Origin of the sequence: Sphingosinicella xenopeptidilytica (assembly GCF_042676985.1) — a bacterium.
Classification (GTDB): Bacteria; Pseudomonadota; Alphaproteobacteria; order Sphingomonadales; family Sphingomonadaceae; genus Sphingosinicella; species Sphingosinicella xenopeptidilytica.
The window spans coordinates 106593-132009 of the sequence record NZ_JBHTIK010000005.1 but is presented as its reverse complement, the minus strand read 5'-3'; the positions used below and the strand labels follow the sequence as shown (position 1 = coordinate 132009).

The window sequence follows — 25417 nt, the reverse complement described above, 5'->3', positions numbered from 1 at the left end:
TTGCGCATTCCATACCTAGTTCGGCACATTATCTTTACAGGCAGCGCCGCAACGCTGGTCAGCGCGATCAGCTATCTTGTCGGCATTTTTCTGGCGCGATCGCTTGGCCCCACTGGCCGAGGCGATCTGGCGATCGTTCTTAATAGTCTTAACCTTCTTTATCCACTAACGAGCCTTGGAATTCGCCAAGCCAGTGCGTTCATGATCGCGCGGGAAAATCTTGGTATGCGCGCAGCCAGGGCATTGCAGATACGGATCCTCCCCTTCTCCGCAGCTCTCACGTTCGGCGCCTTTCTCGCGACCATCGCGCTATCCGCCAGAACCTCATTAAATAATGACGAGCTCTTGGCAATCTTAGCGATTATCCCGCTACGTCTTTTTTTCGAGTTCCGCAGTGGCTTATTTCTCGCAAGCAAGCGCCTACCCGAATATAGCGCGCTACAGGTTGTCCAACCACTGACGGAAGCCGCGCTCCTGACCGGGGCCTTCTTGATATTCGGCGCTTCAATTTCTGTATATTTATACTGCATGGCAGGCGCCTTTATGCTTGCCTCCATACTGCAGTCACACCAACTCGGGCAGGATGCAAACGAGTCACAGAATAGCGGCCAGACGCTCACAACAGAATCAGTTATAAGGATCGTTAAATTAGGCCTGACATTTGCATTACCACTATTTATTATGGGAATTAATTATAGCATTGATATAGCAATAATGTCATTTCTTGGAACAGATTCGAGTAAAATTGGATTATATTCCATATCTGTTTCTATTTCATATTTAATTTTATTTTTTCCTAAGTTTGTAAATTTAGTTATATTTTCTCACTCATTGAATAACATTAAAAAATCAGAATCAAATTTCTCATTATATTTGTTTAAATATTCATTATTTATTTTTATAATCTTATCTATAATATCGTTTATTTTTACAAGAATTGCCTTGTTGGATTTTATTGTTTTTATATATGGCCAATCTTTTTCGAATGCTTACGATTCACTCTGCCTGCTTCTGCCAGGAACATTGGCAATGTTGTTCTTCAAGATTCTGAACGGAGATCTCGCAGGACGTGGCCATCCCTCTGTTGCGACCAAGATTTTCGGCCCGATGGCGATCTTGAACATCGGACTGAACTTATGGTGGATTCCCGAGTATCACGAACTCGGCGCAGCTGCCGCTACTTCGGTCTCTTACGTACTGGGTGCAGCGATCTATCTCGTCATGTATTGGCGAATTGCGATTAGAGACCAATAATATGCGAATAACCCTCCTCATTTGCGTCCCTAAAGCCGGGGTAGGTGGGCACTATCACAGTCTTTGCGCAACTGCGGAAGCGCTCGCGTCAGCCGGACATGACATCAACGTGATCAGTATCGGCTATCAACAATCACCAGTGGTCTCAAAGCTCTCCGAGCGCATATCGCGTCAGCACATTCAACTGTCCTGGCCGTTGGCTCTGTTACCGCTGCGTCGTTGCACCGCTGCGATCCGAATAACCATGCCCGATGTCATTCATGCATTCGATGTGTACGCTTATCTCTTTGCACGTATAGCCGCAACGAAACTGCGTATTCCTGCCATTTTAACAAAATGCGGCGGCCCAAAGCCCAGAACCCATTTTCCGCGAGGAGAGCAGCTCATTGTCTATTCTGGCGAGGATTTCCGCTATTTTAGTGGAAAGTGGAATAATATTCATCTGCTTCCCAATCGGGTTACTCCGTTTGCCTTCGATACAACATTGATGCAACGTCTGGAAGCATGCCTACCTCACACCTACACGCTGCGGCTCCTGCGTATCAGCCGCATAGGCAATTATTACGAGAAAACTCTGCGCGACACGATGAGGCTACTGGACATATTGCGCAGCAAAAATATTGACGCCTGCCTTTTGATCGTTGGAGCGATATATGAGGGAAGCGCTTTCGCGCGTCTGCGAAGCGTCGCATCCGAACACGTTTTTTTTATTACTGATCAAGAGTTTACACAGGACGCAAAGCGCGTACTCGGCGTTGCAGATATTGTGGTCGGAACGGGGCGTTCGCTAATGGAAGCCGCGGTCGCAGGCAGAGCCGTTTTAGCTCCTCTCAGAAACCTAGACATTCCCATTCTAATCACACGGGACAATGTTGATGTATTTCTGGATAAAAACTTTTCAGAACGCACCATTTTCGTCAAGAAACAAGAGGACGCGATTGATGAAATTGCTGCCTTGGGCGATCTTCAGGTTTTACGTGCTGCGCAAGACGACTGCCAAGCCATCGCGAACCGCTATTTCCTGGTGTCTGAGGCGTTGCCCGCCATGGAGAGCATATATTCAAATGCCGAGACGCCCAACCACAGACAAATGCTGGATACGGCATTGCATGTGGCAGAGTATTGCTACAGGCTGAGCAAGGCATGGATACGCAGAAAAGTCGAAGCGCTCTGAAGGCCGTCTCCTCAACTTTTGCCCTCTTCTTTCTCGCCCTTGTGGTCGTGAAAGTGTTGCTGATTGGCGACGACTCGTTGGTTTCGCGCCTTATTCTGCCTGGCCTGATCGTCGTTAGTGTGGCCGGCATGGTGTTATTCGAAGAGAAAAGGGTGCCGTTGCCAGTAGAAACACCGGCACTCAGCTTTCTGGCCGCAGTTTTCGTGTTCGCCGCGCTGAATGGCGCTTTATTTCAAGGGTACATGGCAACCAGCATTCAAGCCCTGCTAAAGATCGTAACGATGGCATTCGTCTTCGCGGGATCATACTTGGCGACGCTGCGCGGCTGGGGGCAGGCTACCGAAAAATGTATTCTCGTCATCATATCGCTTCACGTCATACTTGGTCTCGTGCTGACTCCTTTCGGCGTGGGCTTTGAGATCGGCGGCACCTTCCGACCCACGGGGATAACCGGAAGGCCTCAACTTCTCGCCAATATCGCCACGCTCGGCGCACTATATGCCGCGCTATTTCTAACTATAATAAGGGGACGTAACACTACAATTTACTTCACAATGTTCGCTGTATGCCTATTATTTGTTGTCTTCAGTGCCACCCTGAAGAATGCACTTACGTTGCTTGCATTCGGTACAGGCATTTTCCTCGTGCGTGCTGCAAAACGCTCCATTTCCGCCGTGATCGTCGCACTTGTCTTCGTTGCGATTTTTGCTGCTCTGATCACTCTGGGCACGGGCCTGGGCGATAGACTCTTGGCCACCGCCGAGGGGGGATTACGCCTCGAGGTTGCCCGGGGCGAGGAGCTCGAATCCTCGCTCATATGGCGCATCCTGCACTGGCGACTGCTGTTCGTGGATTGGTATCAGCATTATTTCTGGACTGGTTCCGGCCTCGGCGCTGTCGTACATATGCGGGGCCTGACCACATCGTCAGGAGATGGCTTTGCCGCCCACTCGGACTGGGTCGGCTTTTTTGTCGAGCTTGGACCGGTGCTGCTTCTGCTTTTCCTCGTGGGGATATTCCGTTTTTGGGGCAGCCTCTCGCCACGCTGCGCCGATGAACGGCAATACGCTATTGTAACTCGTATTTTACTCGCATTGTTCGTTATTATGGCAGCCGCCGGCAACGTATTCTATTCGGCGGCATTCCAATACTTGTTCTGGATTATTGCCGGTCAATCCGCAGCTTACCGGTGGCTTATTCGTGACAATTCCCTGCTCGCACCAAAATCGTTCATGCCTGTCGCCGGCGCCGTCCGGTAAATAGTATGCAAGCCGCTTCCCATTCTGCCGATGACATCGCATCACCGACACGCACGGCGATCCGAACCGGTAAATTTGGCCGCTGGCACAAAAACATGCCGCTAAGCAGTCTTTCATATTGGAAAGTGGGCGGGCGTGCCGATCTAGTAGTATGGCCACGCTCTATCGACCAGCTTGGTGAACTGCTTGGCCTGCTCAGCATACATCAAGAACGTTACGTGGTCATTGGACGCGCAACGAACCTACTAATTAGCAGTGCCGGTGTGCATTGTATATGCATTCAACTTCTGAACAATTTTTCTCAGTTGGACTCTGACGAAACCGGGGTCACGGCATTGTCGGGTGCTTGGACCCCGCGCTTGGCGGTTGAAGCCGCACGGAGAGGTCTCGGCGGCATTGAGCACATTGCCGGGATACCGGGCAGCTTTGGCGGATTAATCACTATGAACGGTGGGAGTCTGCGCAAAAATATCGGTAGCGTAGTCGAGAGTGTGAGCGCGCTTTCCCCATCAGGGGAACTTCGAATCTATAATCAGACAGATTGTGCGTTCGAATATCGCCGCTCCCGCTTCAAGGCATCAAACGAGATTATTGTATCGGCTCGTTTACACCTCGAACCAAAACCGCAGAGCAAAATCTATCAGGAGATGCTAGAGATAATGGCAGCCCGCAAAGCGAAATTCCCACTTCGACTTCCAAATTGCGGATCTGTTTTTATGAGCGATCCCGTGGCCTACGCAAACTTTGGACCTCCAGGATTCATGATTGAACAATGCGACTTAAAGGGCCTTCGATCTGGCGATGCAGAGGTTTCGCCGCTGCACGCAAATTTTATTGTCAATCACGGTATGGCAACCTCGAATGACATACTCCATCTCATCGATATCATGAGAAAGAGCGTGCAAAAGCGGTTTGGCGTTAGCTTACACACTGAAGCGCTCTTCATGGACGAAACGGGTCTCATCAAGCCGATTGATGAAATGCTTGATACCAGGGACTGAACTGATGGCTTTCCTAAAGCATGTCGGACGAATTGTACGTGTCAACACCCAATTGAACTTTCTCCTCCGCGTTCGTCAGAGATTGCAACGTTCAAATATGTCCGGTCGCAATTTTCTCCAGCAATGTCTCCGTTCGGCTATTCATTACTTGTCGGGCTGCGATTTCTCCACTGGTGCCATCATTCCGACGAGCACACGATTTCCCCACCCGTCCGGCATAGTCATCGGGGAGGGCGTACGCCTAGGCGAGGGTGTCACCATATATCAGAACGTAACCTTGGGCAGTCACGGGCGGAAGGGCATCACGCCTGCATACCCCGCTGTCGATGATGGCTGCATATTATATGCAGGCTGCGTGCTTATTGGCGATATTACATTGGGAAAGGGCGCCACTGTAGGAGCAAACTCTGTTCTTACACAATCTCTGGGCGACAAGCAGATAGCTGTCGGCGTACCGGCGCGCATTATGCCCACGCGTGATGGCAGGCATCACAGTCATACTATCGGGGTTTGATAGAAGCCAGCATAGCTTCGTAAAATGCGATCAAGCGACTGTTCACAGTTACCTTGTCTAACGCCTTATGCATGAATGCGCTCCTTATGAGGTCAGGGGAATAGTCAGGCAGATCGACAAGAAAAGAGCGTGCCTGCTCCCAGGTTTCCAGAGTGAAACACATCGTGTTCGGGATTCCGTCGAGCAACGAACTGACGTCGCCAACATCTCGGGCCACAACTGCAGTGCCACAGGCCAACGCCTCTTTTACTGCGTTCGGCGAACCTTCAACATCGGACGTAAGGATGAGAACATCTGCCGCACCAAAATAATAGGGGACCATATCTCGACCGACGTTCGTTATCAGAAGCTCGGTCCAGCGTGAATCCATGGACTGAAGCTCGGAGAGCATCTTCCGGAACAGGTCGTGCCGCTTTACCGCACGAAGGGGACCAGAAACGCCCCCGGCTGAAACAAATAATGCGTAGCGTAGCGTAGCGTCTAGGTTCAAGACCGCACAGCTTTCCTCTTTTCCTATGGGACGGAAGCGCTCTGTATCCACGCCGTTGGGCAGGCAAATCGATTTGTGCTCATACCATTTTGGTACCCTAGACTTGTAAATGCAACGGTAGGAAAGTGCCGATGCGGCATGGAACATGAGGTGGCCAAGGAACTTGCTTTTGCCACGCAGATTGGCCGCGCCATCACTCATGAAGGACGTGACGAGACGTTTGCGAACCCCGGCCGCGATAGTCGCAAGCCCACATAGCATATGCTGGGCATGCACTATGTCGCACGACGCGGCCTGCTCTCGAATACTCCGGATCGCGCGAAGGTACTTCAAGATCCCGCGACCTTCGATATTGCATAGCTCGAAGTCTACGCCGGATGCCGCGACCTCATCGACTTGCTCCTTGACAAAACAACAAAACTGAGGATTTTTTAGTGTCGGATAGCCGTTTACGACGTAGAGAATTTTCATTCGCCGGGTTTAGTCAAAGCAAGAACGTTTTCGCAAGCATATTGCGTCAATTGAAGTTGCCCAATACCGAGCCTAAGCGCTATATGCTCCCGCCAAATAATTCAGCAGCGTCGGGGTTTCATCGACGTAGGAAACGGGAAGCAGCCGTCAACCATGAATGAGCAGTTGCGTGAATACCACGTCACGCCACCGGATGATCAGATGCTATCTCAAACGTCGCTTACGCTCGCTTGGGATTTTCTGCGGCGGCGCCTCTACCTTCCAATTGCCATGGCGGCAGTCTCTGGCGTAGGCGCGGCGGGTATCTCACTCATGTTCCCTGACCAGTATGTTAGCGAGGCCGCGCTGGCGCCTAGCGAATATTTATACAGCCTGAACGCTGACCGCTCGGTGTCCGGTTCGTTGGGCGGACGCCTCCTCGGCCTGACAGGAGGAGGGGCCAAATTGATTGACCCGGTTGACCTCACGATAGAATATGCCAAATCGCGAGACTTTGTTTTATACTTCATAGCCAAGCATAATCTTGCACCTGAACTTGCCGCCGTCAGCGGCTGGAATCGCGATACAAACCGCTTAATATGGGACAACTCTATTTATTCCCTATCCACCAAGACTTGGTCTACAAAAATAAATGGCGAAAGCCATAAACCAAATGAGACTGATCTTTATAGAATTTTTCGAGAGCGCATTAATATTACTAGAGAATTTGAAACAGGGGTAATATTGGTAGATTTTCGTCACGTTTCTCCGGAAAGGTCGCAAAAAATACTTAAAAAATTTATAGATGATCTCAATTATTATGTATCTGATCGACAATATAGAAAATCCAGATCGATAGCAAACTCCCTTCGAAAAGCTATTGCCACAGAACCTTTGCTTAGCATAAAAAATGAATTAATAAATTCCGCTATAGGACATATCAGAATAATGTCCATGCATGGCACTAGTCCGAATGCCGCGTTTGACATTATAGATACACCATCCAAGCCAGATGAGAAGGACGGCCCTTTCCGATCGCTTATCTGCTTAGCATCAGCATTTGCGGGTGGCCTTCTTGGTCTTGCATGGGTTTTAATAAAGTTTCGCCTAAGCATGATGCCGAAATAATGATGGAAAACGTTATAAATATACAAGGAATATAGGGGATTATTATATCATTATTTAAATACCAATTTCACGACATTCGTAAAGTCAACAATTATGTCGTTTCCGACTGAACAAGGCCAGTGGGTATGCGCATGGCATGAATACACGATGCTCGATAAACGACTGACAGGGAAACCTGTATGAGGCCCACAGCTATTCTGCTTATCTACGGTGAAGGTGGTCATCGTGCGCAGATGAAACGCCTTTATGAGCTGCTCAAACCCGGACTGGAACATCGCGGTCTGTTGGTGGTAGGCATCTGCGAGAACGACGACGCTCTGGATGGATTTCCAAGTCATTCACAGAATGCGGTGCGTGACAAGCACAGTCACCTGAAGTCACTGATGACTGCGCCGCTCAGCTTTGTACATTCGGTGAATCTTGTCGTACGATTGGTATTTCGTTATCGTATCGTGGGCATGGTCTCCACGGGTCCGGGAATCGCCGTGGTGCCGGCCATGCTTCTCAAGCTGATGAGAACACGCATAATATTTTTGGAATCCTGGTCGCGCTTCGAGACCAGTTCCCTGACCGGACGGATAATGTACCGGTTAGCCGACCGCTTTTATATTCAGAATCGCAATCTGAAAAAACACTATCCCGATGCAATTTACGGCGGCCTACTGTGAAGATATTCGTCACCGTCGGCACGACGCGTTTTGACAGCCTCGTCCAGTATATCGCGGAAAATGAGTATTTCCGCACACATGAATGTGTGTTGCAGGTGGGGTCGGGCGGACCGCATCCTGACAGTTTCCAAGTTTTCGACTATACTAACCAAATAGACCGCTTCTACGCGTGGGCCGACGTTATTATCACTCACGCTGGCGCGGGATCAATCTACCGACTACTGGATATGAGAAAATCGCTGGTGATCGTGCCCAACACTGACCGGCTGGACCCCCACCAGAGTGACATAGCGCGCTTCATGCACGAGAATGGGCACGCGCTCGCAGTGGATTCTCTGCCCGAATTGACGGCATTCGTGGAAAAGGCTGCCACCATGCGATTTCATCCCTTCGAACGGGAAGCATTCTTTGCCGTAGAGGACATCCTAAACTTCATTGCCTCCGAAGTGAACTGATACGACCAACGGGCAGTGAGTCAGTTCGAGTCCAACTTTTCTTTTTCTCCAGGCAGCCCTTCGCAAGCTTTGCTTCGGCAAATGATACCAACATGGTAATGTTTTCGACCTTCCCTAGCTGGTCAACGTCCGACCGAAGCGTAGAGGAGTCCGGTGCGAAGAACGTCATCCACCGGATATACATTCCTCAAATCCACGAACACCGGCGCTTTTAATCCGTCCCTTACCCGCTCCAAATCCAGCGCCCGAAATTCGTTCCACTCCGTCAAAAGCACCGCCGCATGCGCACCCTCGATCGCCACATAGGCATCACCACACATTTCCACCCCCGGCAACAAAGGTGCTGCTGCCTTCATCCCCTCCGGATCGAACGCCTTTACCTTCGCCCCAGCAGCCTGCAGCGCCGGAACAATGACAAGGCTCGGCGCGTCTCGCATATCATCGGTATTAGGCTTGAACGTGAGGCCGAGGATACCGATGGTTTTGCCGTCCACCGATCCGCCGCAGGCGGCGATGATGCGGTCGGCCATGGCGCGTTTGCGTTCGTCGTTCACCTTTACGGTTGCCGCCACGATCTGCAGCTGCACGGCATTATCCTCGGCGGTCTTGAGGAGCGCGAGCGTATCCTTCGGGAAGCAGGAGCCGCCGTAGCCCGGACCCGGGTGCAGGAACTTCGAACCGATGCGTTTGTCGAGGCCGATGCCCTTCGCGACATCCTGCACGTCGGCGCCCACCTTTTCGCAGAGATCGGCGATCTCGTTGATGAAGCTGATCTTTACAGCGAGGAACGCGTTCGCGGCGTATTTGATGACCTCTGCGGTCGGTCGGTCGGCGAACAGGATCGGCACTTCGCGCAGTGAAAGCGGACGGTAAATGGCCTTCAGCACGTCGCGCGCCTGATCGTCGGCGACGCCGCAGACGACGCGGTCTGGCCGCATGAAGTCCTCGATCGCCGAGCCTTCGCGCAGGAATTCGGGGTTCGAAGCGACGCTGATCGCCTTTCCGGGGGCCACTTCGCGCGCGATGCGCTCCACTTCGGTAGCCGTTCCCACTGGTACGGTCGACTTGTTGACGATGACACAGGTATCCGGGGCAGCCTCGGCGATCTGGCGCGCTGCTGCATAGACATACGAGAGGTCGGCGTGACCGTCGCCGCGGCGGCTCGGCGTGCCGACCGCGATGAACACCGCGTCGGCATCCTTCACGCCGGCGGCAAGATCGGTCGTGAAGGTCAGACGCCCCGCCTTGGCGTTACGCGCCACGAGGTCTTCGAGACCGGGCTCGAAAATCGGGATGTCGCCCGCTTTCAGCCGCTCGATGACCGCGGCGTTGAGATCGACGCACGTGACACTGTGGCCGAACTCGGAAAAACAGGCACCGGAAACGAGGCCCACATAGCCCGTCCCGATCATCGCAATACGCATTCAATGGCCCCTGAGCAGCAGACGCTTCAGCGGGTTAGCGTCTGCCGCCGCGAAATGCAAAGCCGCCATCACGGCTTGGCCCAGGTTCAGACCGTATGGCCGAACTGCACGGGGTTCGGGCCGCGCTGCTTTTCATCGATGATGAGGCTGCTGTTCGCGGGCGGGCGAGCGCGCTGACGGCAGTGAGGACGCTCGCAGAGTTCGCAGCCGAGGCCGATCGGCGTCGCGTCGCCGCTGCCGAGATCAAGGCCGCGCGCGTAGACGAGACCGTGCGCGTGTCGCGCCTCGCAGCCGAGCGCAATCGCATATTCGGGGCGGACGCCGCCGTAGGGCTGCGCGTAGGCACGCACGGTGCGAGCGATCGACACGTATTTCGTGCCGTCCTCCATCTCGACGAGCTGCCGCAGGATCTGCCCCGGCCGCTCGAACGCCTTGTGCAGCGTCCACAGCGGGCAGTTGCCGCCGTGGCGCGAGAACGGAAAGCCGCCCGCGGAGAAACGCTTCGAGATGTTGCCGGCACGGTCGACACGGACCAGGAAGAAGGGGATACCGCGAGCGCCGGGGCGTTGCAGCGTGGTGAGACGGTGCGCGACCTGTTCCAGCCCCGCGCTGAACCGTGCCTGCAACAGATCGAGATCGTAGCCCGTCGCCTCGCAGGCCGTGTGGAAACGGCCGTAGGGCATCATCAGTGCGGCGGCGAAATAATTGGCGAGGTTCTGGACGAGCAGCCGCTCGGATGCCGCATCGGGCATTCCAGCGCGCGCGACGATCGCATCGATCTCCCCGCGGCCTTCGGAGAGCGCGAGCTGGTAGGCCGCCTGGAAGCTGCGCGAGGCGGGATCGAGCAGTTCGGAAAGCTGAAGCTGGCGGCCGTGAAGATCGAGGCGGCGGAGCAGTTCGGGCATCACCTCGGCGGGCAGGATGCGTACGGTGAGGCCGTGACGCGCGCGCAGCCGGTCGCTCACCGCCGCGAAGAAATCCGGGGCGGCGAGGCGCAACTCGTCGGCCAGAGATTCGGCGCGTGTTTCGAGTTCGGGGAAATGGTTGCGGCGGTCCTGAATGAACGCTCGGACGAGTTCGAGGGGGCCATCGCCTTGTGGCGCTTCGGCGCCAGCGCCGCTGCTGCGGGCGTCGCGAAGCGCGCTTCGCAGCCGCACGATCGCCTGTGCGATGCCGGGTGAGGCGGCGACGAATTCCTGGACTTCGGCGCGACCGACATCGAGGCCTTTCAGCAGTGGATCGGCGAGGGCTTCGGCAACGTCGAGGGCGAGGCGGTCGTCGTCGGCGCCGGTGAGCTGGCGGAGGTCGAGATTATACTGGTGCGACAGCTTCAACAGAAACGGTGCGGTCAAGGGGCGCTGGTTGCGTTCGATGAGGTTCAGATAGGAAATCGAGACGCCGAGCTCCTCGGCCATGCGCGTCTGCGTGAGACCGAGCTGGCTGCGCAGGCGGCGCACGCGGGGGCCGGCGAAGAGCTTTCCGCGCGGTTCGGCAGTGTCGATCGCAATGCTGGCCATTTGTATGTCTCTTTTACTTTTTAACAATCAAGACACGAAATTTACAGACACTTACACACGTTTTTTACACGATTCTCTTGCTGCGAGTAGGGGAAAGACGACAAGGCATCAATAGCAGATTTGCAGGGCACTGCGATTCGGTTGGGTTCGATTGGAAGCCCCGTTTCCGCACTGCAATGTAAAAAGACTGTGAATGGTTAACACGGAGTCATACACGATGAGCGCCCAGCCGACCTTCGAATCGCTGATCCCCTCAGCCCCCGCCGGCCGCTTCGACGGCATCAAGCGCCCGTACACGCCCGCCGATGTGGAGCGTCTGCGCGGCTCGTTCCCGATCGCTTACACGCTCGCCGAGCGCGGCGCGAACAAGCTGTGGGAGCTGCTGAAGACCGAGCCCTACATCAACTCGCTGGGCGCACTTTCGGGCAACCAGGCGATGCAGATGGTGCGCGCTGGCCTGAAGGCCATCTACCTTTCCGGCTGGCAGGTCGCCGCCGACGCCAACACGGCGGGCGCGATGTACCCCGACCAGTCGCTGTACCCCGCGAACGCCGGCCCTGAGCTTGCCCGCAAGATCAACAACGCGCTGATGCGCGCCGACCAGATCGAGCATTCCGAAGGCGGCGCCAAGCGCGACTGGTTCGCGCCGATCGTGGCCGACGCCGAAGCCGGCTTCGGCGGACCGCTCAACTGCTTCGAGATCATGAAGGCGTACATCGCGGCGGGCGCTTCGGGCGTTCACTACGAGGACCAGCTCGCCTCTGAAAAGAAGTGCGGCCACCTCGGCGGCAAGGTGCTGATCCCGACGCAGGCGCACATCCGCAACCTCGACGCCGCGCGCCTCGCCGCCGACGTCTGCGGCGTGCCGACCGTGATCTGCGCCCGCACGGACGCGGAAAGCGCCAAGCTCATCACTTCGGACATCGACGAGCGCGACCGCGAGTTCCTGACCGGCGAGCGCACGCCCGAAGGCTTCTTCCGCCTGAAGGACGGCACCGGCGTTGACCATTGCATCAAGCGCGGCCTCGCCTTTGCCGAGCACGCCGACCTGCTGTGGTGGGAAACCTCGGTTCCGAACCTCGACGACGCGCGCCGCTTCGCCGAAGCGATCAAGAAGGCGTTCCCGAACAAGATGCTGGCGTACAACTGCTCGCCCAGCTTCAACTGGGAAAAGAACCTCGATAAGGACACCATCGCCAAGTACCAGCGCGAGCTGGGCGCCATGGGCTACAAGTACCAGTTCGTGACGCTGGCCGGCTTCCACCAGCTGAACTTCGGCATGTACGAGCTGGCGCGCGGCTACAAGGATCGCGGCATGGCGGCGTACTCCGAGCTGCAGCAGGCCGAGTTCGCCGCGGAAGCCAACGGCTACACCGCGACGCGCCACCAGCGCGAAGTCGGCACAGGCTACTTCGACATGGTCGCGACGACGCTCGCGGGCGGCGAAAGCTCCACGACCGCGCTCGCCGAATCGACCGAAGCCGATCAGTTCAAGAAGGACGCGGCATAAGCCGCACCTGATCGCGTTACCTGATCACCGGGGAGGGTGACGAGGCGCCCGTCGGGACAACCGGCGGGCGCTTCTTTTTGGGGCAAGCTGCGTGATTCCGGAATCACGCAGCTTGCCCTATCTCTTTGTGGGCGCATCGTTTTGCGCGGAAAACCGGTTCCCACTTTTCCGCACGATGCTCCATGTCGCGTATCCGTCATAAACACGGTGCAAGGATGCGGGTCAGATCAAACGCCGGAGCCAGCGATGACCCGTTTCAACCCGAAGCCGCAGGATGCGCCGTGGCTGACCCCCTATCTCGTGCTCACCGACTGGGCGGACAATCGCCGCTATTACGAGAAGGTGTTCGGCTTCGAGCTGGGGCTGGCGCTTGATGGCCCCGGCCATACGCCGATCCATGCCGAGTTCCGCTACAAGGGCCAGCTTCTCTTCATGTGCGCCCCCGAAGGCACCGGCGGCAGCCCGATCCGCAGCCCGCGCTCCGAAGCGCTCGATCATTCGCCGGTCAGCTTCTGCGTCTATGTCGACGACGTCGATGCCTTCACCAATCATGCGCTCGAAGCGGGCGGCATCATGACCGAAGAGCCCGCCGACCAGTTCTACGGCGAACGCCGCGTCGTCTTCACCGACCCTTCGGGCTACACATGGATGTTCATGTCGAACATCAAGGCGATGAGCGAAGACGAGATCAGGGCCGCGGCTTCAGCGATGGCCGACTAACGCCGCACGCGTCTCCGCATCCGCGGGAAAGAACGTCTCCAGCGAGAGTTCCGCGAGCGTCACGTCCGCGGGCGTGCCGAAGTTCGTGATCGTGCTGATGAAGCTCAGTATGCCGCCATTTTCACCGCGAAGCATCAGCGGCAGGAAGATGCCCGCCGTATCGTGGTTTTCGGCCTCCGGTGCATAATCCGCAAGTTCGCGCCAGAGATCGGCAAGCACGGGATCGCCGCTGGCGAAGGCATCCCGCTGAAGGCGCGTGAGCAGGTGGCCGCTCCACGCCGCCCGGTTCAAGATACGCGGTGCAAGACCTTCCGGGTGCATCGCAAGCCGGAGCACGTTGACGGGCGGCTCGAGAAGATAGGGCGCGGCGCCCGCAAGCAAAGGACCGATCGCGCCGTTCGCCGCCACGAGCGTCCAGTGCCGGTCAACGGCGATCGCCGGAAACGGCTCGTGCGCCTTCAGAATATGCTCCACCGCCTGCCGTGCCGCCGCGAGCGCATCCGAAGCGAAGCCGTGTGCGCTGAATGCCGGGGCATAACCGGCGGCGAGCAGCATCGCGTTCTGCTCGCGCAGCGGCACGCCGAGCCGTCCTGCGAGCGTCAGCACCATCTCGCGGCTGGGGCAGGCGCGTCCGGTTTCCACGAAGCTCAGATGCCGCGCCGAGATCTCCGCATCGAGCGCGAGATCGAGCTGGCTCATGCGCCTGCGGCGGCGCCAGTCGCGCAAGTGATCGCCGATCGAAACCTGTGTCGCCATGGCCCGAACATAGCGCGACCGGAGTCGTTTCCAATTACCTGCGGGGTAATCGACACGCCCCCATCCCGACGGCAGCCTTGCCGCATCGAAACGCGATTAAGGAGAAACATCATGTCCCTCAGTCCCGACAGCCTCATCCGGCGCACGCTGCTGCTCGATGCCGCGATGTCCGGCGCTTGCGCCGTGCTTCTGGTTGCGGGCGCCGGCACGCTTGCCGGTCTGCTCGGCCTTCCCGAAGACCTGCTCTTCACCTCGGGCCTCGTCCTCGTGCCCTTCGTCGGGCTGCTCGTCTGGCTGATGCGCGCAGGCAGCCCTTCGGCAATCGGCGTGCGCGCCGTGATCGCGATCAACCTTGCATGGGTCGCGGCGAGCGCAGCGCTGCTGATTTCCGGGCTCGTCGATCCGACACCGTTCGGCACGGCATTCGTGATCGTGCAGGCGGCCGCCGTACTGGTGTTTGCCGAGCTTCAGATCATCGCGATCAGGCGGACGGTGCTTCCCCGGGCGGCGTGACCGCGCCGCCACCCGGCGGCACCCGCTTCTCCACCGGCGGCTGCGCTGCGCTCGGCCGCCGCACGAGAAGGATCGCGACGAAGAGGATCGCGATGCCCGCGAAATCCGTGACCGACAGGATCTCCTCAAACCACAGATAGCCGAGCAGCGCCGCGAACACCGGCTGGATGAGGAGACCGACGCCGCTCGCCAGCGGCGTGAGGTGCGGCAGCGCATAGATGATGAGCCCCTGCCCGACCACCTGGCTGCCGAGCGCAAGCAGGATCACCGGCGTCCAGTCCTGCGGCCACACATTCCCCGGCGCGATCAGCGCCACCGGCAACAGGCAGATCGCCCCCGCGAGCGTAACGGGCGCAAGCGTCGCCATCGCGGAGAGGCCGCCGCGCGCCCTGCCCATGACGACGAGATAGCCCGTGTAGAACACCGCCGCGACGAAGCAGAGCAGATCGCCGAACAGATGCTCGCCCGATACGCTCGCGGAATCGCCCATCAACATGCCGATGCCGACCGCGGCGAGCGCCAGTGCTAGCGCCGCCACTGGCGTCGGCCAGCGGCGGGCCACCAGATAGCCCCAGATCGGAAACAGGAAGGCGGCAGCATTGCCGAGCAGCGCCGCGTTCGCAAGTTCGGTCCGCACGATGCCGAGATGCCAGGCCGCAAGGTCAGCCGCGAAAAAGAAGCCCGCGAGGAACAGCCACGGCACGCTCCCGCGCGGCGGCAGCAGCGGCGCGTCGCGTTCCATCACACGCGCCAGCGCATAGAGCAGCGGCACCGCGAGCGCGAGGCGCCAGAACGCCGATTGCAGCACGCCGACGTCCGCGACGCGGACAAAGATCGGCCCCGCCGAGAGCATGGCACTGCCTGTCAGAAACAGCGGGAAGGCGAAGCGGGGAGTTTTCATTGACGCGGCAATACCTAATCTTGTTTGTCGCCGCCATCCCGCGTTCCCAAGTTGACGGGCGGAGGGACACTAGCAGGAAGGTTCGTGATGCCGACACTCTTCGACCCCGTTCAGTTCGGCGCCATCAGCGCCGACAATCGTATCCTGATGGCCCCGCTGACCCGCGCACGTGCCAACCGCGACGGCGTTCCGCAGGCGTTCGTGAAGGATTATTACGCGCAGCGCTCAGGCGCGGGCCTCATCATCTCCGAAGCGACCGGCATTTCGCGGCAGGGCCTTGGCTGGCCGAATGCGCCGGGCATCTGGTCTGAAGCGCAGGTCGAAGCGTGGAAGCCGGTGACGGCGGCCGTACACGCGGCCGGCAGCAAGATCGTCAGCCAGCTCTGGCACATGGGCCGCCTCGTGCACCGGTCCGTGAGCGGCATGGAGTCGGTATCATCGAGCGCGATCCAGGCGCCGCACTACGCGCACACCTATGAGGGTAAGAAGGACTATGTCGTCCCGCACGTTCTGACGAAGGATGAGATCGCCGGGATCGTTTCCGACTATGCTGCGGCTGCGCGCAACGCGATCCGCGCCGGTTTCGACGGCATCCAGCTCCACGCGGCAAACGGCTATCTGATCGACCAGTTCCTGCGCGACAACTCCAACACGCGCGACGACGAATACGGCGGCGGCCCGGAGAACCGCACACGCTTCCTGAACGAGGTGCTGGACGCGGTGATCGCGGAGATCGGCGCCGACCGCACAGCGATCCGCTTCTCGCCGAACGGCGACACGCAGGGCACCGAAGACAGCGACCCGGCCACATTGTTCGACATCGTCGCGCGGCAGCTCGCCGGGCGCGGTCTCGCCTTCGTCGAGCTGCGCGAGCAGCGGCCGGGCGGCACATTCGGCAATTCGGACGTGCCGCAGGTGTCGCCGTCGTTCCGCCGCCTCTACGACGGTCCGCTGGTGCTGAACAACGACATCACGCCGGAAATGGGGGCCGAGTTCGTGGAAAGCGGCAAGGCCGACGCCATCGCCTTCGGCCGGCCGTTCATCGCGAACCCGGACCTGCCGCTGCGCATCAAGGACGGGCACCCGCTCGCGACCGAAGATTACAAGCTTTGGTACACGAACGGCACCGAGGGCTACACCGACTACCCCACATGGGAACAGGCGCAGGCCGCGGCGTGATGGGCTGAACGGGAAACCCCTCCCAAAAGGAGGGGAACACCCCTTACAGCTTGGGCGCGATCACCATCAGCATCTGGCGGCCTTCGAGCTTCGGATGCTGCTCGACCTTGGCGTACTCGACCGTATCGAGCTGAACGCGCTCCAGCAGCTTCATGCCGAGCTGGAGGTGCGACATCTCGCGGCCGCGGAACCGCAGCGTCATCTTGACCTTGTCGCCTTCCTCGATGAAGCGCTGAACCGCCTTCATCTTGGTGTCGTAGTCGTGGTCGTCGATGTTCGGACGCATCTTGATCTCCTTGATCTCCTGCGTCTTCTGGTTCTTGCGGGCGGCGTTCGCCTTTTTCTGCGCCTCGTACTTGTACTTGCCGACGTCGAGGAACTTGGCGACGGGCGGATCGGCGTTCGGCGAGACCTCGACGAGGTCGAGGCCGACTTCGGCGGCCGATTCAATCGCTTCTGCTGTGAGCATCACCCCGAGGTTTTCACCTTCGTGGTCGATGACACGGACTTTCGGGGACTGGATGAACTCGTTGTAGCGAGGGCCCGAGAAGTTTTGCGGCACCGGAGGGCGCCGGGTCAGAGGCGGTCGAATAGCAGTCTCTCCATAACAATTGGCGAAAATCGAAGGCGCCTATGTAGTCGCTGACCGCGCTTTCGAAAAGAGCGCGGTTGCAACAGGTGTGCGGAAAAATTTGGGGAGCGCTTTAAGGAAAAAGAGAAGGCCGCCGTGGCACAGAGCTGCCATGCAGGCGGGCACACACGTTCAGACATCGTCCGGTCCGGATTTCGCCGTGCCGTGGACCGCGATTGCCGCTGCGTGCTTCGTGGCAGGTCTTCTCGCGGCGATGCTGGCTCTGAACTGGCACGGCTTCCGAGGCAGCGGCGGTGACGACTGGCAATATCTGGATGCGGCGCGCTGTCTTCGCGGCAACGTGCTGTGCCCTCCTGAAACGCACTGGGCGGCTCGTCATGCCATCGTCGGCCCACTGGCCGCAGTAACGGCGCTTTTCGGGGAGAGCCATCTTACGGTCGGGCTGCCGTCGCTTCTGGCCACTTTCGTGGTGCTGGCCACAGTCTTCCTGTCCATGCGACACATCATCGGTCTGCACGCGGCCCTGATCACCTGCCTCATGCTCGTGCTCACGCCTGTGTTCGTGGACCGCGCGGTCCGGCCGAATGCCGACATGGTGGAACTTGGCTGGACCGTGCTCAGCGCCGGCCTGCTCATGCTTTCGCGGGGCACGCACCGACCCCTGCTGGTGGCCAGCGGGCTGTGCGCGGGTATGGCGTTCGGCGCACGCGCGACGGCGTTCGCGCCTGTTGCCCTCATCGTCGCGGGATGGGCGATCGCGGCAGGGCCGCACCGTTCGTGGCGGAGCTTTGCCGCATGGGGGTTGGCCGCGGCGCTGCCGCTCGCCGCCGAGGCCACGTTCCACGGCGTCTTTCACGGCAGCCCTCTTCTGCGATGGACGCTGGAGCTGAATCACACGGCGATTCCGTCAACGGCACTGGCCGCAGAATACCGTGGCGCCTTTCCGGTCTTCAATCCCGCCCTGATCGCGGCATGGCCGGTTCGTTTCGGGCCGGATGTTCACTGGAGCGTCAACGGTCTCGTCAATCTCTTCTTCTCGCCTTCGGTTGCGCTTACGCTCGTCGTCGCCGTCGGCAGCCAGATTCTGGTCCGCCTCGCACACGTGCCGGTCCCCCGCTGGACGCCCCTCCTTTTCGTCGGCGCGCTTAGTCATTTCGCTGTCCTCGTCTACGGTCTCGGAATCGATCCGACACCCCGCATGTTCCTGCCGGGTATCGCGCTTTTGTGCGTGGCCGCAGGCATCAATATCGCGGCCCTGTCGGCGCGCCTGCCGATCCTCACCGCCGGAGCGATCCTCGTTCCGCTTTTTCTGCTTTTCCTGGCGCGGACAGCCTCCGTCCAGTACGCGGCGCCCGACATGATGGCGCTCGACCGTGCGGCGACGCAGATGATCGCAAGTGCCCGGCAGCCGCTCGCAGGCGGCGCGAATACGCTCCGGATGCTGGCGCTCAACCCTGCGGCGCAAACCCTGGCGCACACCGCGAACAGCAGATCCATCCTCGTGTTCGCACCCAAGGGGTGCGCGGCGCAGGCACAAAGCATGGCATCGCCGGACACCGCCGCAGCGGTACTCAGCGATACGCCGCTGGCGAAATCTGATCCTCCGCTTGTCGCGTGGATGCGCGAACGCCGTATCCTGCTGACGCCGCAGGCACCCGCCGCCCTCTGCATCATCGCGCGGTCGCCGCGCGGCGGCTAACGCAGGTCGGGCGGCGTCGCCTCCGCGTTCAGCCACGCGATCGCTTCTTCGAGCGGCATCACCTTCTGGCGCTCCTCACCGAGCGTACGGATCGCGACGGTGCCCTCCTCCGCCTCGCGCTTGCCGACGACGAGGAGGTGCGGGACCTTGGCGAGGCTGTGCTCGCGGACCTTATAGTTGATCTTCTCGTTGCGCGCGTCCGCCTCGGCGCGGAGGCCGGCGGCGCGGAGCTTTTCGACCACCTCGGCCGCGTAGCCGTCTGCGTCGGACACGATCGTCGCGACCACCGCCTGCACGGGCGCGAGCCAGAGTGGGAACTTGCCCGCGTAGTGCTCGATGAGGATGCCGATGAAGCGCTCGAACGAGCCGAGGATCGCGCGGTGCAGCATGATCGGGCGGTGGCGCTCGCCGTCCTCGCCCACGTAGCTCGCGTCGAGCCGCTCGGGGAGCACCGTATCGGTCTGGATCGTGCCGACCTGCCAAGTGCGGCCGATGGCGTCCGTCAGGTGGAACTCAAGCTTGGGCGCATAGAAGGCGCCTTCGCCGGGAAGCTCCTCCCAGCCGAATTCAGGCGTGTTGCGCCCAGTCGCAGCGACGGCGTCGCGCATGGACTGCTCGGACCAGTCCCACATCTCCTCGCTGCCGAAACGCTTTTCGGGGCGGAGCGCGAGCTTGATCGCGTATTTGTCGAAGCCGAGATCCTTGTAGACGGTGTCGAGCAGGTCGACGAACTTCGCGACCTCGCTGACGAGCTGGTCGGCGCGCACGAAGATGTGCGCGTCGTCCTGCGTGAACTGGCGCACACGCATGATGCCGTGCAGCGCGCCGTGCGGCTCGTTCCGGTGGCAGCAGCCGAACTCCGCCATGCGGATGGGAAGGTCGCGGTAGCTCTTGATGCCTTGCCGGAAGATCAGCACGTGCGCCGGGCAGTTCATCGGCTTCAGCGCCATCCAGTCGGCATCCTGCGAGATCACCGGACCTTCATCATCGACGTTCGGCACCTCGTCGGGGATGACGAACATGTTCTCGCGGTACTTGCCCCAGTGGCCGGACTGCTCCCACTGGCGCGCGTCCATGATCTGCGGGGTTTTCACCTCCTCATAGCCGCCCGCATCGAGGCGGCGGCGCATGTAGGCTTCGAGCTGGCGCCAGACCATGTAGCCCTTGGGGTGCCAGAAGACGCTGCCGTGCGCCTCCTGCTGGAGGTGGAACAGGTCCATCTCCTGCCCCAGCTTACGATGGTCGCGCTTGCCCGCTTCCTCCAGCATGTGGAGGTGCGCATCGAGCTGCTTCTTCGACAGCCACGCCGTGCCGTAGATACGCGAGAGCATCGCGTTCTTCTGGTCGCCGCGCCAGTACGCGCCCGACACGCGGGTGAGCTTGAACGCCTGCGGATCGAGCTTGCCGGTGGAGGCGAGGTGCGGCCCGCGGCACATGTCGAACCATTTGTCGCCGGACCAGTAGACGCTGATCTCGTCGCCCTCGGGCAGCTCCGCCGCCCACTGCGCCTTGAACGTCTCGCCCTGTTCATTCCAGCGCGCGATCAGCGCGTCGCGCGCCCACACTTCGCGGCGGAGCGGCTGATCGGCACGGATGATGCGGCGCATCTCCTCCTCGATGGCGGGGAGGTCTTCCTCGGTGAACGGGCGCACCGGGGCGAGATCGTAGTAGAAGCCATCGTCGGTCGCCGGGCCGAAGGTGATCTGCGTGCCCGGAAACAGGCTCTGCACCGCCTCGGCGAGCACGTGCGCGAAATCGTGGCGCACGAGCTCGAGCGCGTCCGCCTCGTCCTTCGCCGTCACCAGCGCCAACGCGGCATCGCGCTCGATGGGGCGTTCGAGGTCGATCACCTCACCGTCCACCTTCGCCGCGAGCGCCGCCTTCGCCAGCCCCGGGCCGATCGAACGCGCCACATCGCCGCCCGTAGTGCCGCGCGGCAGCTCGCGCACGGAACCATCGGGCAGGGTGAGGCGGATCATCTCGGACATGGTCGTTTCTGAGCTTTTCTCGGTTGAATGAAGCGGGGCTTATGCCTTTTCCATGCCAAGGCTGGCAACAGGCGCTTTGCAATACCGGCAGGCCCGCAATCCCTTGTCACACGTCGATAATAAGCGCAGCATATCAAGTATTTCCGAATACGGGGGATTGTATTCATGGACGAGACGACTCCGGTTGATATGAAAACCGGTGAATTTGCCGACGGCGTTACTTTCCACGGCCGTTGGCAGGAATTCCTGCCGATTGCGCTCACCAACCTGCTGCTCATCATCGTGACGCTCGGAATCTACCGCTTCTGGGCGAAGACGCGTGAGCGCAAATATTTGTGGAGCCGCACGCAGTTCATCGACGAACGGCTCGAATGGGCGGGCACCGGCAAGGAGATGTTCATCGGCTTCCTGATCGTGATGGCGATCTTCGTGCCGATCCTGCTGTTCTTCCAGTTCGGCCTGCAGGCACTGATCCTGCGCGGTCAGGGCGTGCTCGCGTCCGTCCTCGCCATCGGCCTCTATCTGGCGCTCTTCTATCTCGCCGGCCTCGCCCTGTTCCGCGCTCTCCGCTACCGGCTGAGCCGCACGTACTGGCACGGCATCCGCGGCGGCAGCGATGACGGCGGCTGGAGCTATGCCGGTTCGGCCATGCTGAAATACATCATCGGGTTCGTGACGCTCGGCTTCCTCGTCCCGTGGGCGATGGTGAAGCTGTGGCGGGAGCGCTGGGGCAAGATGAGCTTCGGCCCCTACGCGTTCGAACCCGGCGACGGTCCGGCCGTGCAGGGCCTCATAGGGCGCTATCTGCTCATCTATGCCACGCCCGTGCTGTGGGCGATCCTCGTCTTCGCGCTCGGAATGGGCACGATCTTCACGGCGGGCTCCAACCCCGATCCACGGGTCATGGCGGGCATGATGGGGACATTCTTCCTTGCGGTGATCGGCTTTTATGCCCTCTTCTCGCTCGTCAGCCTCGCCTACTACGCCGTGTTCATGCGCAAGGTCGTGGGCGAGCTGACGCTCGGGAACCTCAACTTCGCGTTCAATGCGCGCACGATGGACTGGGTGAAGCTGATCCTCGGCAACATCGCGCTCGTGGTGTTCACGCTCGGCTTCGGCATCATGTACCTCGGCTACCGGCACTGGTCGTTCTATGTGCGGCATCTCGAAGTGCAGGGCGAGGTCGATCTGGCGGCGCTGACGCAGTCCACCACCCGCATCAGAAGCGATGCGGAAGGCCTTGCCGACGCGTTCGACATCGGCGCAATCTGACGCCGGATGACGAACGCTTGGTTGTATGATGGCGAATCCGCGCTGCGCCGGAGCGTGACGCTCGGCGCCCGCGACGGAACGCTGGAGATCGCGGGGGAGGACGGCGAGACGCGCGTCGCCCCCGCCGATCTCGTCTTCATCGAAAGCCGCACCGAAGAGCGGGTGTACGGACGGAAAGACGTGCTCGGCTGGCGGCTCGGCGTTCCCGAACCCGTTGCGGGCGAGATCGCCGCGTTGCTGCCACACGCCGCGCACTACGGCGGCTGGATCGACCGCATCGGCCTGTGGCGGGCGAGCGTCATCGGCCTTGCCGTATCGGCAGCGGTGCTGTTCGCGGTCTACCAGCTGCCGCACTGGCTGGCGCCGCTGGTGCCCGACCGCGTGATGAAGAGCTACGGCGACGCGATGGTCGGCGATTTCGGCGGCAAGTTCTGCGCCGGGCCGGGCGGGCAGGCCGCGCTAGATGCGCTTACCCGGCGGCTCGCGCCCGATGTGAAGGGCCTCAACGTCCGCGTCGTCGACCTGCCCGTCGTCAACGCCGCCGCGCTTCCCGGCGGCAATATCGTGATCTTCAACGAGCTGCTGAAAGAGGCGAAAAGCCCCGAGGAGTTCTCTGGCGTGCTCGCGCACGAGATCGCGCACATCGAGCACCGCGACGTCGCCGAGGCGATGGTGCGCGAGCTTGGGCTCGGGCTCGTGCTGACGACACTTGGCGGCGACGTCGCGGGCAATGTCCACGGCCTGCTCTCGCTCAGCTACAGCCGCGGCGCCGAAGGTGCCGCCGATGCCGAATCGATCGCGATGATGAACCGCTCGCACATTTCCCCTGCACCGACGGCGGGCTTTTTCGAACGGCTCGCGAAGAGTGAAGACATGATCGGCGGCGCCGACATGCTCGTCTACCTCTCCTCACACCCGGTCTCGAAGGGCCGCGCCGCTGCCTTCCGCAAGGGCGCAGCGAAAGGCGCGGCCTACACCCCCGCGCTTTCCCGCGACGAATGGGACGCGCTCGTCGATATCTGCCATAACGATCCCGACCGGCAAGACTGACGACAGGAGTTCCATGCCCACGATCACGTCGCGCGGCGGCATTCCGCTTGCCTATGCGCACCGCACGGGAACCGGCCCGACGCTCGTGTTCCTGCCCGGCTACATGTCCGATATGGAGGGCGGCAAGGCGCTTGCGGTGGATGCATGGTGCGCCGAAAACGGCCGTGCCTGCCTGCGCCTCGACTATTCGGGCTGCGGCACAAGTGGTGGTGCGTTCAAGGACGGCACGCTCACGCGCTGGCGGGATGACGTGCTCGATGTAATCGCGGCGGCGGCACCAGAGGGCCCGCTGGTGCTGATCGGCTCGTCGATGGGCGGTTGGCTCATGCTGCTCGTCGCGCTTGCGATCCCCGCGCGCGTTTCCGGTCTCGTCGGCATCGCTGCCGCGCCGGATTTCACCGACTGGGGCTTCACCGATACCCAGAAGGCCGCCTTCGCGCGCGGCGAAGACCTCGTGGAGCCGTCCGCCTATTCGGACGAGCCCTACGTGACAACCGCTGCCTTGTGGCGCTCGGGCGAAGCAAGCCGGTTGCTGGATGCGCCGGTCCCGCTCACCTGCCCGGTGCGGCTGCTGCACGGGCAGGCCGACCCGGACGTGCCGTGGTCCGTCTCGCTCCGGCTTGCCGAAGCGCTCGGTTCAGCGGACGTACAGACGCTGCTGGTGAAGGACGGCGACCACCGCCTGTCGCGGCCGCAGGACATTGCCCTGCTGCTGCGCGTGATCGAGGATCTGTAAATGCCGCTGCTTGCCGCCCTGATGCTGATGCAGGTGGTCGCGCCGCTGCCCGCCACGCCCGGCGCCGCCACGACGCCGAACGAACAGGCGCTGTATGCGGACTGTGTGCGCGCCGCGAACGAAGGCGTGCCCGGCGCGATCGATGCGGCGACGCAGTGGAAGAACGGCACCGGCGGGGTTCCGGCGCGGCATTGCCTCGGCCTTGCCTACATGGGCGCGAACCGCCCGGCGGACGCCGCGCGTGCCTTCGAGGACGCCGCGCGCGTGGCGGAAGCCCAAGGCAACCCCGCCGCCGCCGAGCTCTATGGGCAGGCAGGCAACGCGCTGCTGATCGCGGAGCAATATGCGCGCGCCGAAGTGGTTCTCAGCAATGCGATGGTGCTTGCCGCGCGGCGCCCGGCGCTGAAAGGCGAAATGCTGATCGACCGCGCCCGCGCCCGCGAGGCGCAGGGCAATGCGCTTGGCGCGCGCTCCGACCTCGAACAGGCGGTTGAGCTTGCGCCGGATGATGCCCTGGGCTGGCTGCTGCTCGGCACGCTCGCCCGCCGCGAAGAACGACTGGACGCCGCCCGCCCGGCGCTCGCCAATGCACTGCGCCTCGCGCCCGACGACCCGGACGTGCAGCTCGAAGCCGGCAACATGGCGGCGATGGACGGCGACTATGCGAGAGCGCGCACGCTCTGGAACGCCGCTGTCAGGGCCGGACGCGACACGCCCGCCGGCAAGGCGGCCGATACCGCGCTGCTCAGGAACCCCGAATAGTTTTACTCGCCCTTGGGCGGCACTTCCCACGGCGTGAACGAGGACAGGCCGCAGCTTCCCGTGGTCATCCGGGTCGTCGTGTCGAACGTCGTGATGATGTCGCCCCGACAATATTGCGCCATCGACGAGCTGTGCCGGAACGCATCGTTTTTGAGGCCCCGGCAGCTTTGCGGGAAGTCCATCCGGTACACACGGCTGCCGCGCATGTGGAAGAAGGCGACATAATCGTTCACCGCCTCGACACGGTCGACATCGCGCTGTTGGATGCAGGTCACGGGCTCGCCGACGGCCTTGCCGGGCACGGCGGCAAGGGCTTCCTGACGCGCCGGGCCATCGTTCGCGGCGCAACCCGCAAGGGCGACCGCGGTGAGCAGAAACAGGCTACGCATGTGTTCGATCTCCAGT

24 protein-coding genes are annotated in these 25417 nt (G+C 60.5%); 16 read left to right on the top strand and 8 right to left on the bottom strand.

Annotated elements, in window-relative coordinates:
• The 4 genes from ACFQ00_RS08650 to murB are packed head-to-tail and all read left to right on the top strand — an operon-like array spanning position 1 to position 4688.
• Positions 1-1254: a polysaccharide biosynthesis C-terminal domain-containing protein gene (locus ACFQ00_RS08650; protein WP_381489079.1), complete on the top strand. Its 1254-nt coding sequence runs from the start codon at positions 1-3 to the stop codon at positions 1252-1254.
• A 1-nt stretch (position 1255) separates the two neighbouring features.
• Positions 1256-2428 (top strand): glycosyltransferase, encoded by a 1173-nt coding sequence (locus ACFQ00_RS08645; RefSeq protein WP_381489076.1) that lies wholly within the window; start codon positions 1256-1258, stop codon positions 2426-2428.
• Positions 2398-3687, top strand: coding sequence for a hypothetical protein (locus ACFQ00_RS08640; RefSeq protein ID WP_381489072.1), 1290 nt, complete (start codon positions 2398-2400; stop codon positions 3685-3687). Before ACFQ00_RS08645 ends, ACFQ00_RS08640 begins: the two co-directional genes overlap by 31 nt.
• Positions 3688-3692: 5 nt before the next feature.
• Entirely contained in the window at positions 3693-4688 is a 996-nt protein-coding gene (gene murB, locus ACFQ00_RS08635; protein ID WP_381489069.1) for a UDP-N-acetylmuramate dehydrogenase, read from the top strand.
• 500 nt (positions 4689-5188) lie between these two features.
• Here murB and ACFQ00_RS08630 read toward each other — a convergent pair whose 3' ends face one another.
• A complete protein-coding gene (locus ACFQ00_RS08630) occupies positions 5189-6163 on the bottom strand; it encodes a glycosyltransferase (RefSeq protein ID WP_381489066.1) in 975 nt (324 codons plus the stop codon).
• Positions 6164-6316: 153 nt separating this feature from the next.
• Here ACFQ00_RS08630 and ACFQ00_RS08625 point away from each other — a divergent pair, with 153 nt between their 5' ends.
• The 3 genes from ACFQ00_RS08625 to pssE all read left to right on the top strand — a co-directional run bounded on the left by ACFQ00_RS08625 (position 6317) and on the right by pssE (position 8393).
• On the top strand, positions 6317-7270 hold the full coding sequence (locus ACFQ00_RS08625) for a hypothetical protein (protein WP_381489063.1): 954 nt from the start codon (positions 6317-6319) through the stop codon (positions 7268-7270).
• A gap of 179 nt (positions 7271-7449) precedes the next feature.
• Positions 7450-7938 carry a PssD/Cps14F family polysaccharide biosynthesis glycosyltransferase gene (gene pssD, locus ACFQ00_RS08620; RefSeq protein WP_381489061.1) on the top strand — a complete coding sequence of 163 codons (489 nt, stop codon included), beginning with the start codon at positions 7450-7452 and terminating at the stop codon, positions 7936-7938.
• Positions 7935-8393 (top strand): PssE/Cps14G family polysaccharide biosynthesis glycosyltransferase, encoded by a 459-nt coding sequence (pssE, locus tag ACFQ00_RS08615; protein WP_381489058.1) that lies wholly within the window; start codon positions 7935-7937, stop codon positions 8391-8393. Before pssD ends, pssE begins: the two co-directional genes overlap by 4 nt.
• Before the next feature lie 122 nt (positions 8394-8515).
• Here pssE and ACFQ00_RS08610 read toward each other — a convergent pair whose 3' ends face one another.
• Both ACFQ00_RS08610 and ACFQ00_RS08605 read right to left on the bottom strand, forming a co-directional pair.
• On the bottom strand, positions 8516-9817 hold the full coding sequence (locus ACFQ00_RS08610; RefSeq protein WP_381489055.1) for a UDP-glucose dehydrogenase family protein: 1302 nt from the start codon (positions 9815-9817) through the stop codon (positions 8516-8518).
• An 86-nt stretch (positions 9818-9903) separates the two neighbouring features.
• Complete coding sequence (locus ACFQ00_RS08605) at positions 9904-11334, bottom strand: helix-turn-helix domain-containing protein (RefSeq protein ID WP_381489052.1); 1431 nt, start codon at positions 11332-11334, stop codon at positions 9904-9906.
• Between the two features lie 217 nt (positions 11335-11551).
• Between ACFQ00_RS08605 and aceA the strand changes: the two genes are divergently transcribed.
• Both aceA and ACFQ00_RS08595 read left to right on the top strand, forming a co-directional pair.
• The gene (gene aceA, locus ACFQ00_RS08600) at positions 11552-12844 is read left to right on the top strand and encodes an isocitrate lyase (RefSeq protein WP_374597253.1); all 1293 of its coding nucleotides are present in this window, start codon (positions 11552-11554) and stop codon (positions 12842-12844) included.
• A gap of 246 nt (positions 12845-13090) precedes the next feature.
• Positions 13091-13564 (top strand): VOC family protein, encoded by a 474-nt coding sequence (locus ACFQ00_RS08595; RefSeq protein ID WP_381489049.1) that lies wholly within the window; start codon positions 13091-13093, stop codon positions 13562-13564.
• Here ACFQ00_RS08595 and ACFQ00_RS08590 read toward each other — a convergent pair.
• Positions 13547-14320, bottom strand: a complete 774-nt coding sequence (locus ACFQ00_RS08590) for a helix-turn-helix domain-containing protein (RefSeq protein ID WP_381489046.1) — start codon at positions 14318-14320, stop codon at positions 13547-13549. The two genes, ACFQ00_RS08595 and ACFQ00_RS08590, sit on opposite strands and share 18 nt — an antisense overlap.
• Positions 14321-14431: 111 nt before the next feature.
• Between ACFQ00_RS08590 and ACFQ00_RS08585 the strand changes: the two genes are divergently transcribed.
• Positions 14432-14833 carry a hypothetical protein gene (locus ACFQ00_RS08585; protein ID WP_381489043.1) on the top strand — a complete coding sequence of 134 codons (402 nt, stop codon included), beginning with the start codon at positions 14432-14434 and terminating at the stop codon, positions 14831-14833.
• On the opposite strand, the gene ACFQ00_RS08580 is transcribed toward ACFQ00_RS08585, so the two are convergent.
• Positions 14802-15734 (bottom strand): DMT family transporter, encoded by a 933-nt coding sequence (locus ACFQ00_RS08580; RefSeq protein ID WP_381489040.1) that lies wholly within the window; start codon positions 15732-15734, stop codon positions 14802-14804. The two genes, ACFQ00_RS08585 and ACFQ00_RS08580, sit on opposite strands and share 32 nt — an antisense overlap.
• Positions 15735-15821: 87 nt before the next feature.
• On the opposite strand from ACFQ00_RS08580, the gene ACFQ00_RS08575 reads away from it, so the two are divergent.
• Positions 15822-16913: an alkene reductase gene (locus ACFQ00_RS08575; protein WP_381489037.1), complete on the top strand. Its 1092-nt coding sequence runs from the start codon at positions 15822-15824 to the stop codon at positions 16911-16913.
• Between the two features lie 43 nt (positions 16914-16956).
• Here ACFQ00_RS08575 and infC read toward each other — a convergent pair whose 3' ends face one another.
• Positions 16957-17493: a translation initiation factor IF-3 gene (infC, locus tag ACFQ00_RS08570; protein WP_381490861.1), complete on the bottom strand. Its 537-nt coding sequence runs from the start codon at positions 17491-17493 to the stop codon at positions 16957-16959.
• 163 nt (positions 17494-17656) lie between these two features.
• Here infC and ACFQ00_RS08565 point away from each other — a divergent pair, with 163 nt between their 5' ends.
• Entirely contained in the window at positions 17657-19204 is a 1548-nt protein-coding gene (locus tag ACFQ00_RS08565; protein WP_381489033.1) for an ArnT family glycosyltransferase, read from the top strand.
• Here ACFQ00_RS08565 and thrS read toward each other — a convergent pair.
• Positions 19201-21192 (bottom strand): threonine--tRNA ligase, encoded by a 1992-nt coding sequence (gene thrS, locus ACFQ00_RS08560; RefSeq protein WP_381489030.1) that lies wholly within the window; start codon positions 21190-21192, stop codon positions 19201-19203. The genes ACFQ00_RS08565 and thrS overlap by 4 nt on opposite strands.
• Positions 21193-21357: 165 nt before the next feature.
• On the opposite strand from thrS, the gene ACFQ00_RS08555 reads away from it, so the two are divergent.
• From ACFQ00_RS08555 to ACFQ00_RS08540, 4 genes are read left to right on the top strand one after another with little or no spacing between them, the layout of a single operon-like run.
• Positions 21358-22464, top strand: coding sequence for a YjgN family protein (locus ACFQ00_RS08555; RefSeq protein ID WP_381489028.1), 1107 nt, complete (start codon positions 21358-21360; stop codon positions 22462-22464).
• 6 nt (positions 22465-22470) lie between these two features.
• Positions 22471-23514 carry a M48 family metallopeptidase gene (locus ACFQ00_RS08550; protein WP_381489025.1) on the top strand — a complete coding sequence of 348 codons (1044 nt, stop codon included), beginning with the start codon at positions 22471-22473 and terminating at the stop codon, positions 23512-23514.
• Between the two features lie 13 nt (positions 23515-23527).
• A complete protein-coding gene (locus ACFQ00_RS08545; RefSeq protein ID WP_381489022.1) occupies positions 23528-24250 on the top strand; it encodes an alpha/beta hydrolase in 723 nt (240 codons plus the stop codon).
• Entirely contained in the window at positions 24251-25012 is a 762-nt protein-coding gene (locus ACFQ00_RS08540) for a tetratricopeptide repeat protein (RefSeq protein ID WP_381489019.1), read from the top strand.
• Positions 25013-25014: 2 nt separating this feature from the next.
• On the opposite strand, the gene ACFQ00_RS08535 is transcribed toward ACFQ00_RS08540, so the two are convergent.
• Entirely contained in the window at positions 25015-25401 is a 387-nt protein-coding gene (locus ACFQ00_RS08535) for a DUF6491 family protein (RefSeq protein WP_381489016.1), read from the bottom strand.
• Positions 25402-25417: the final 16 nt, after the last annotated feature.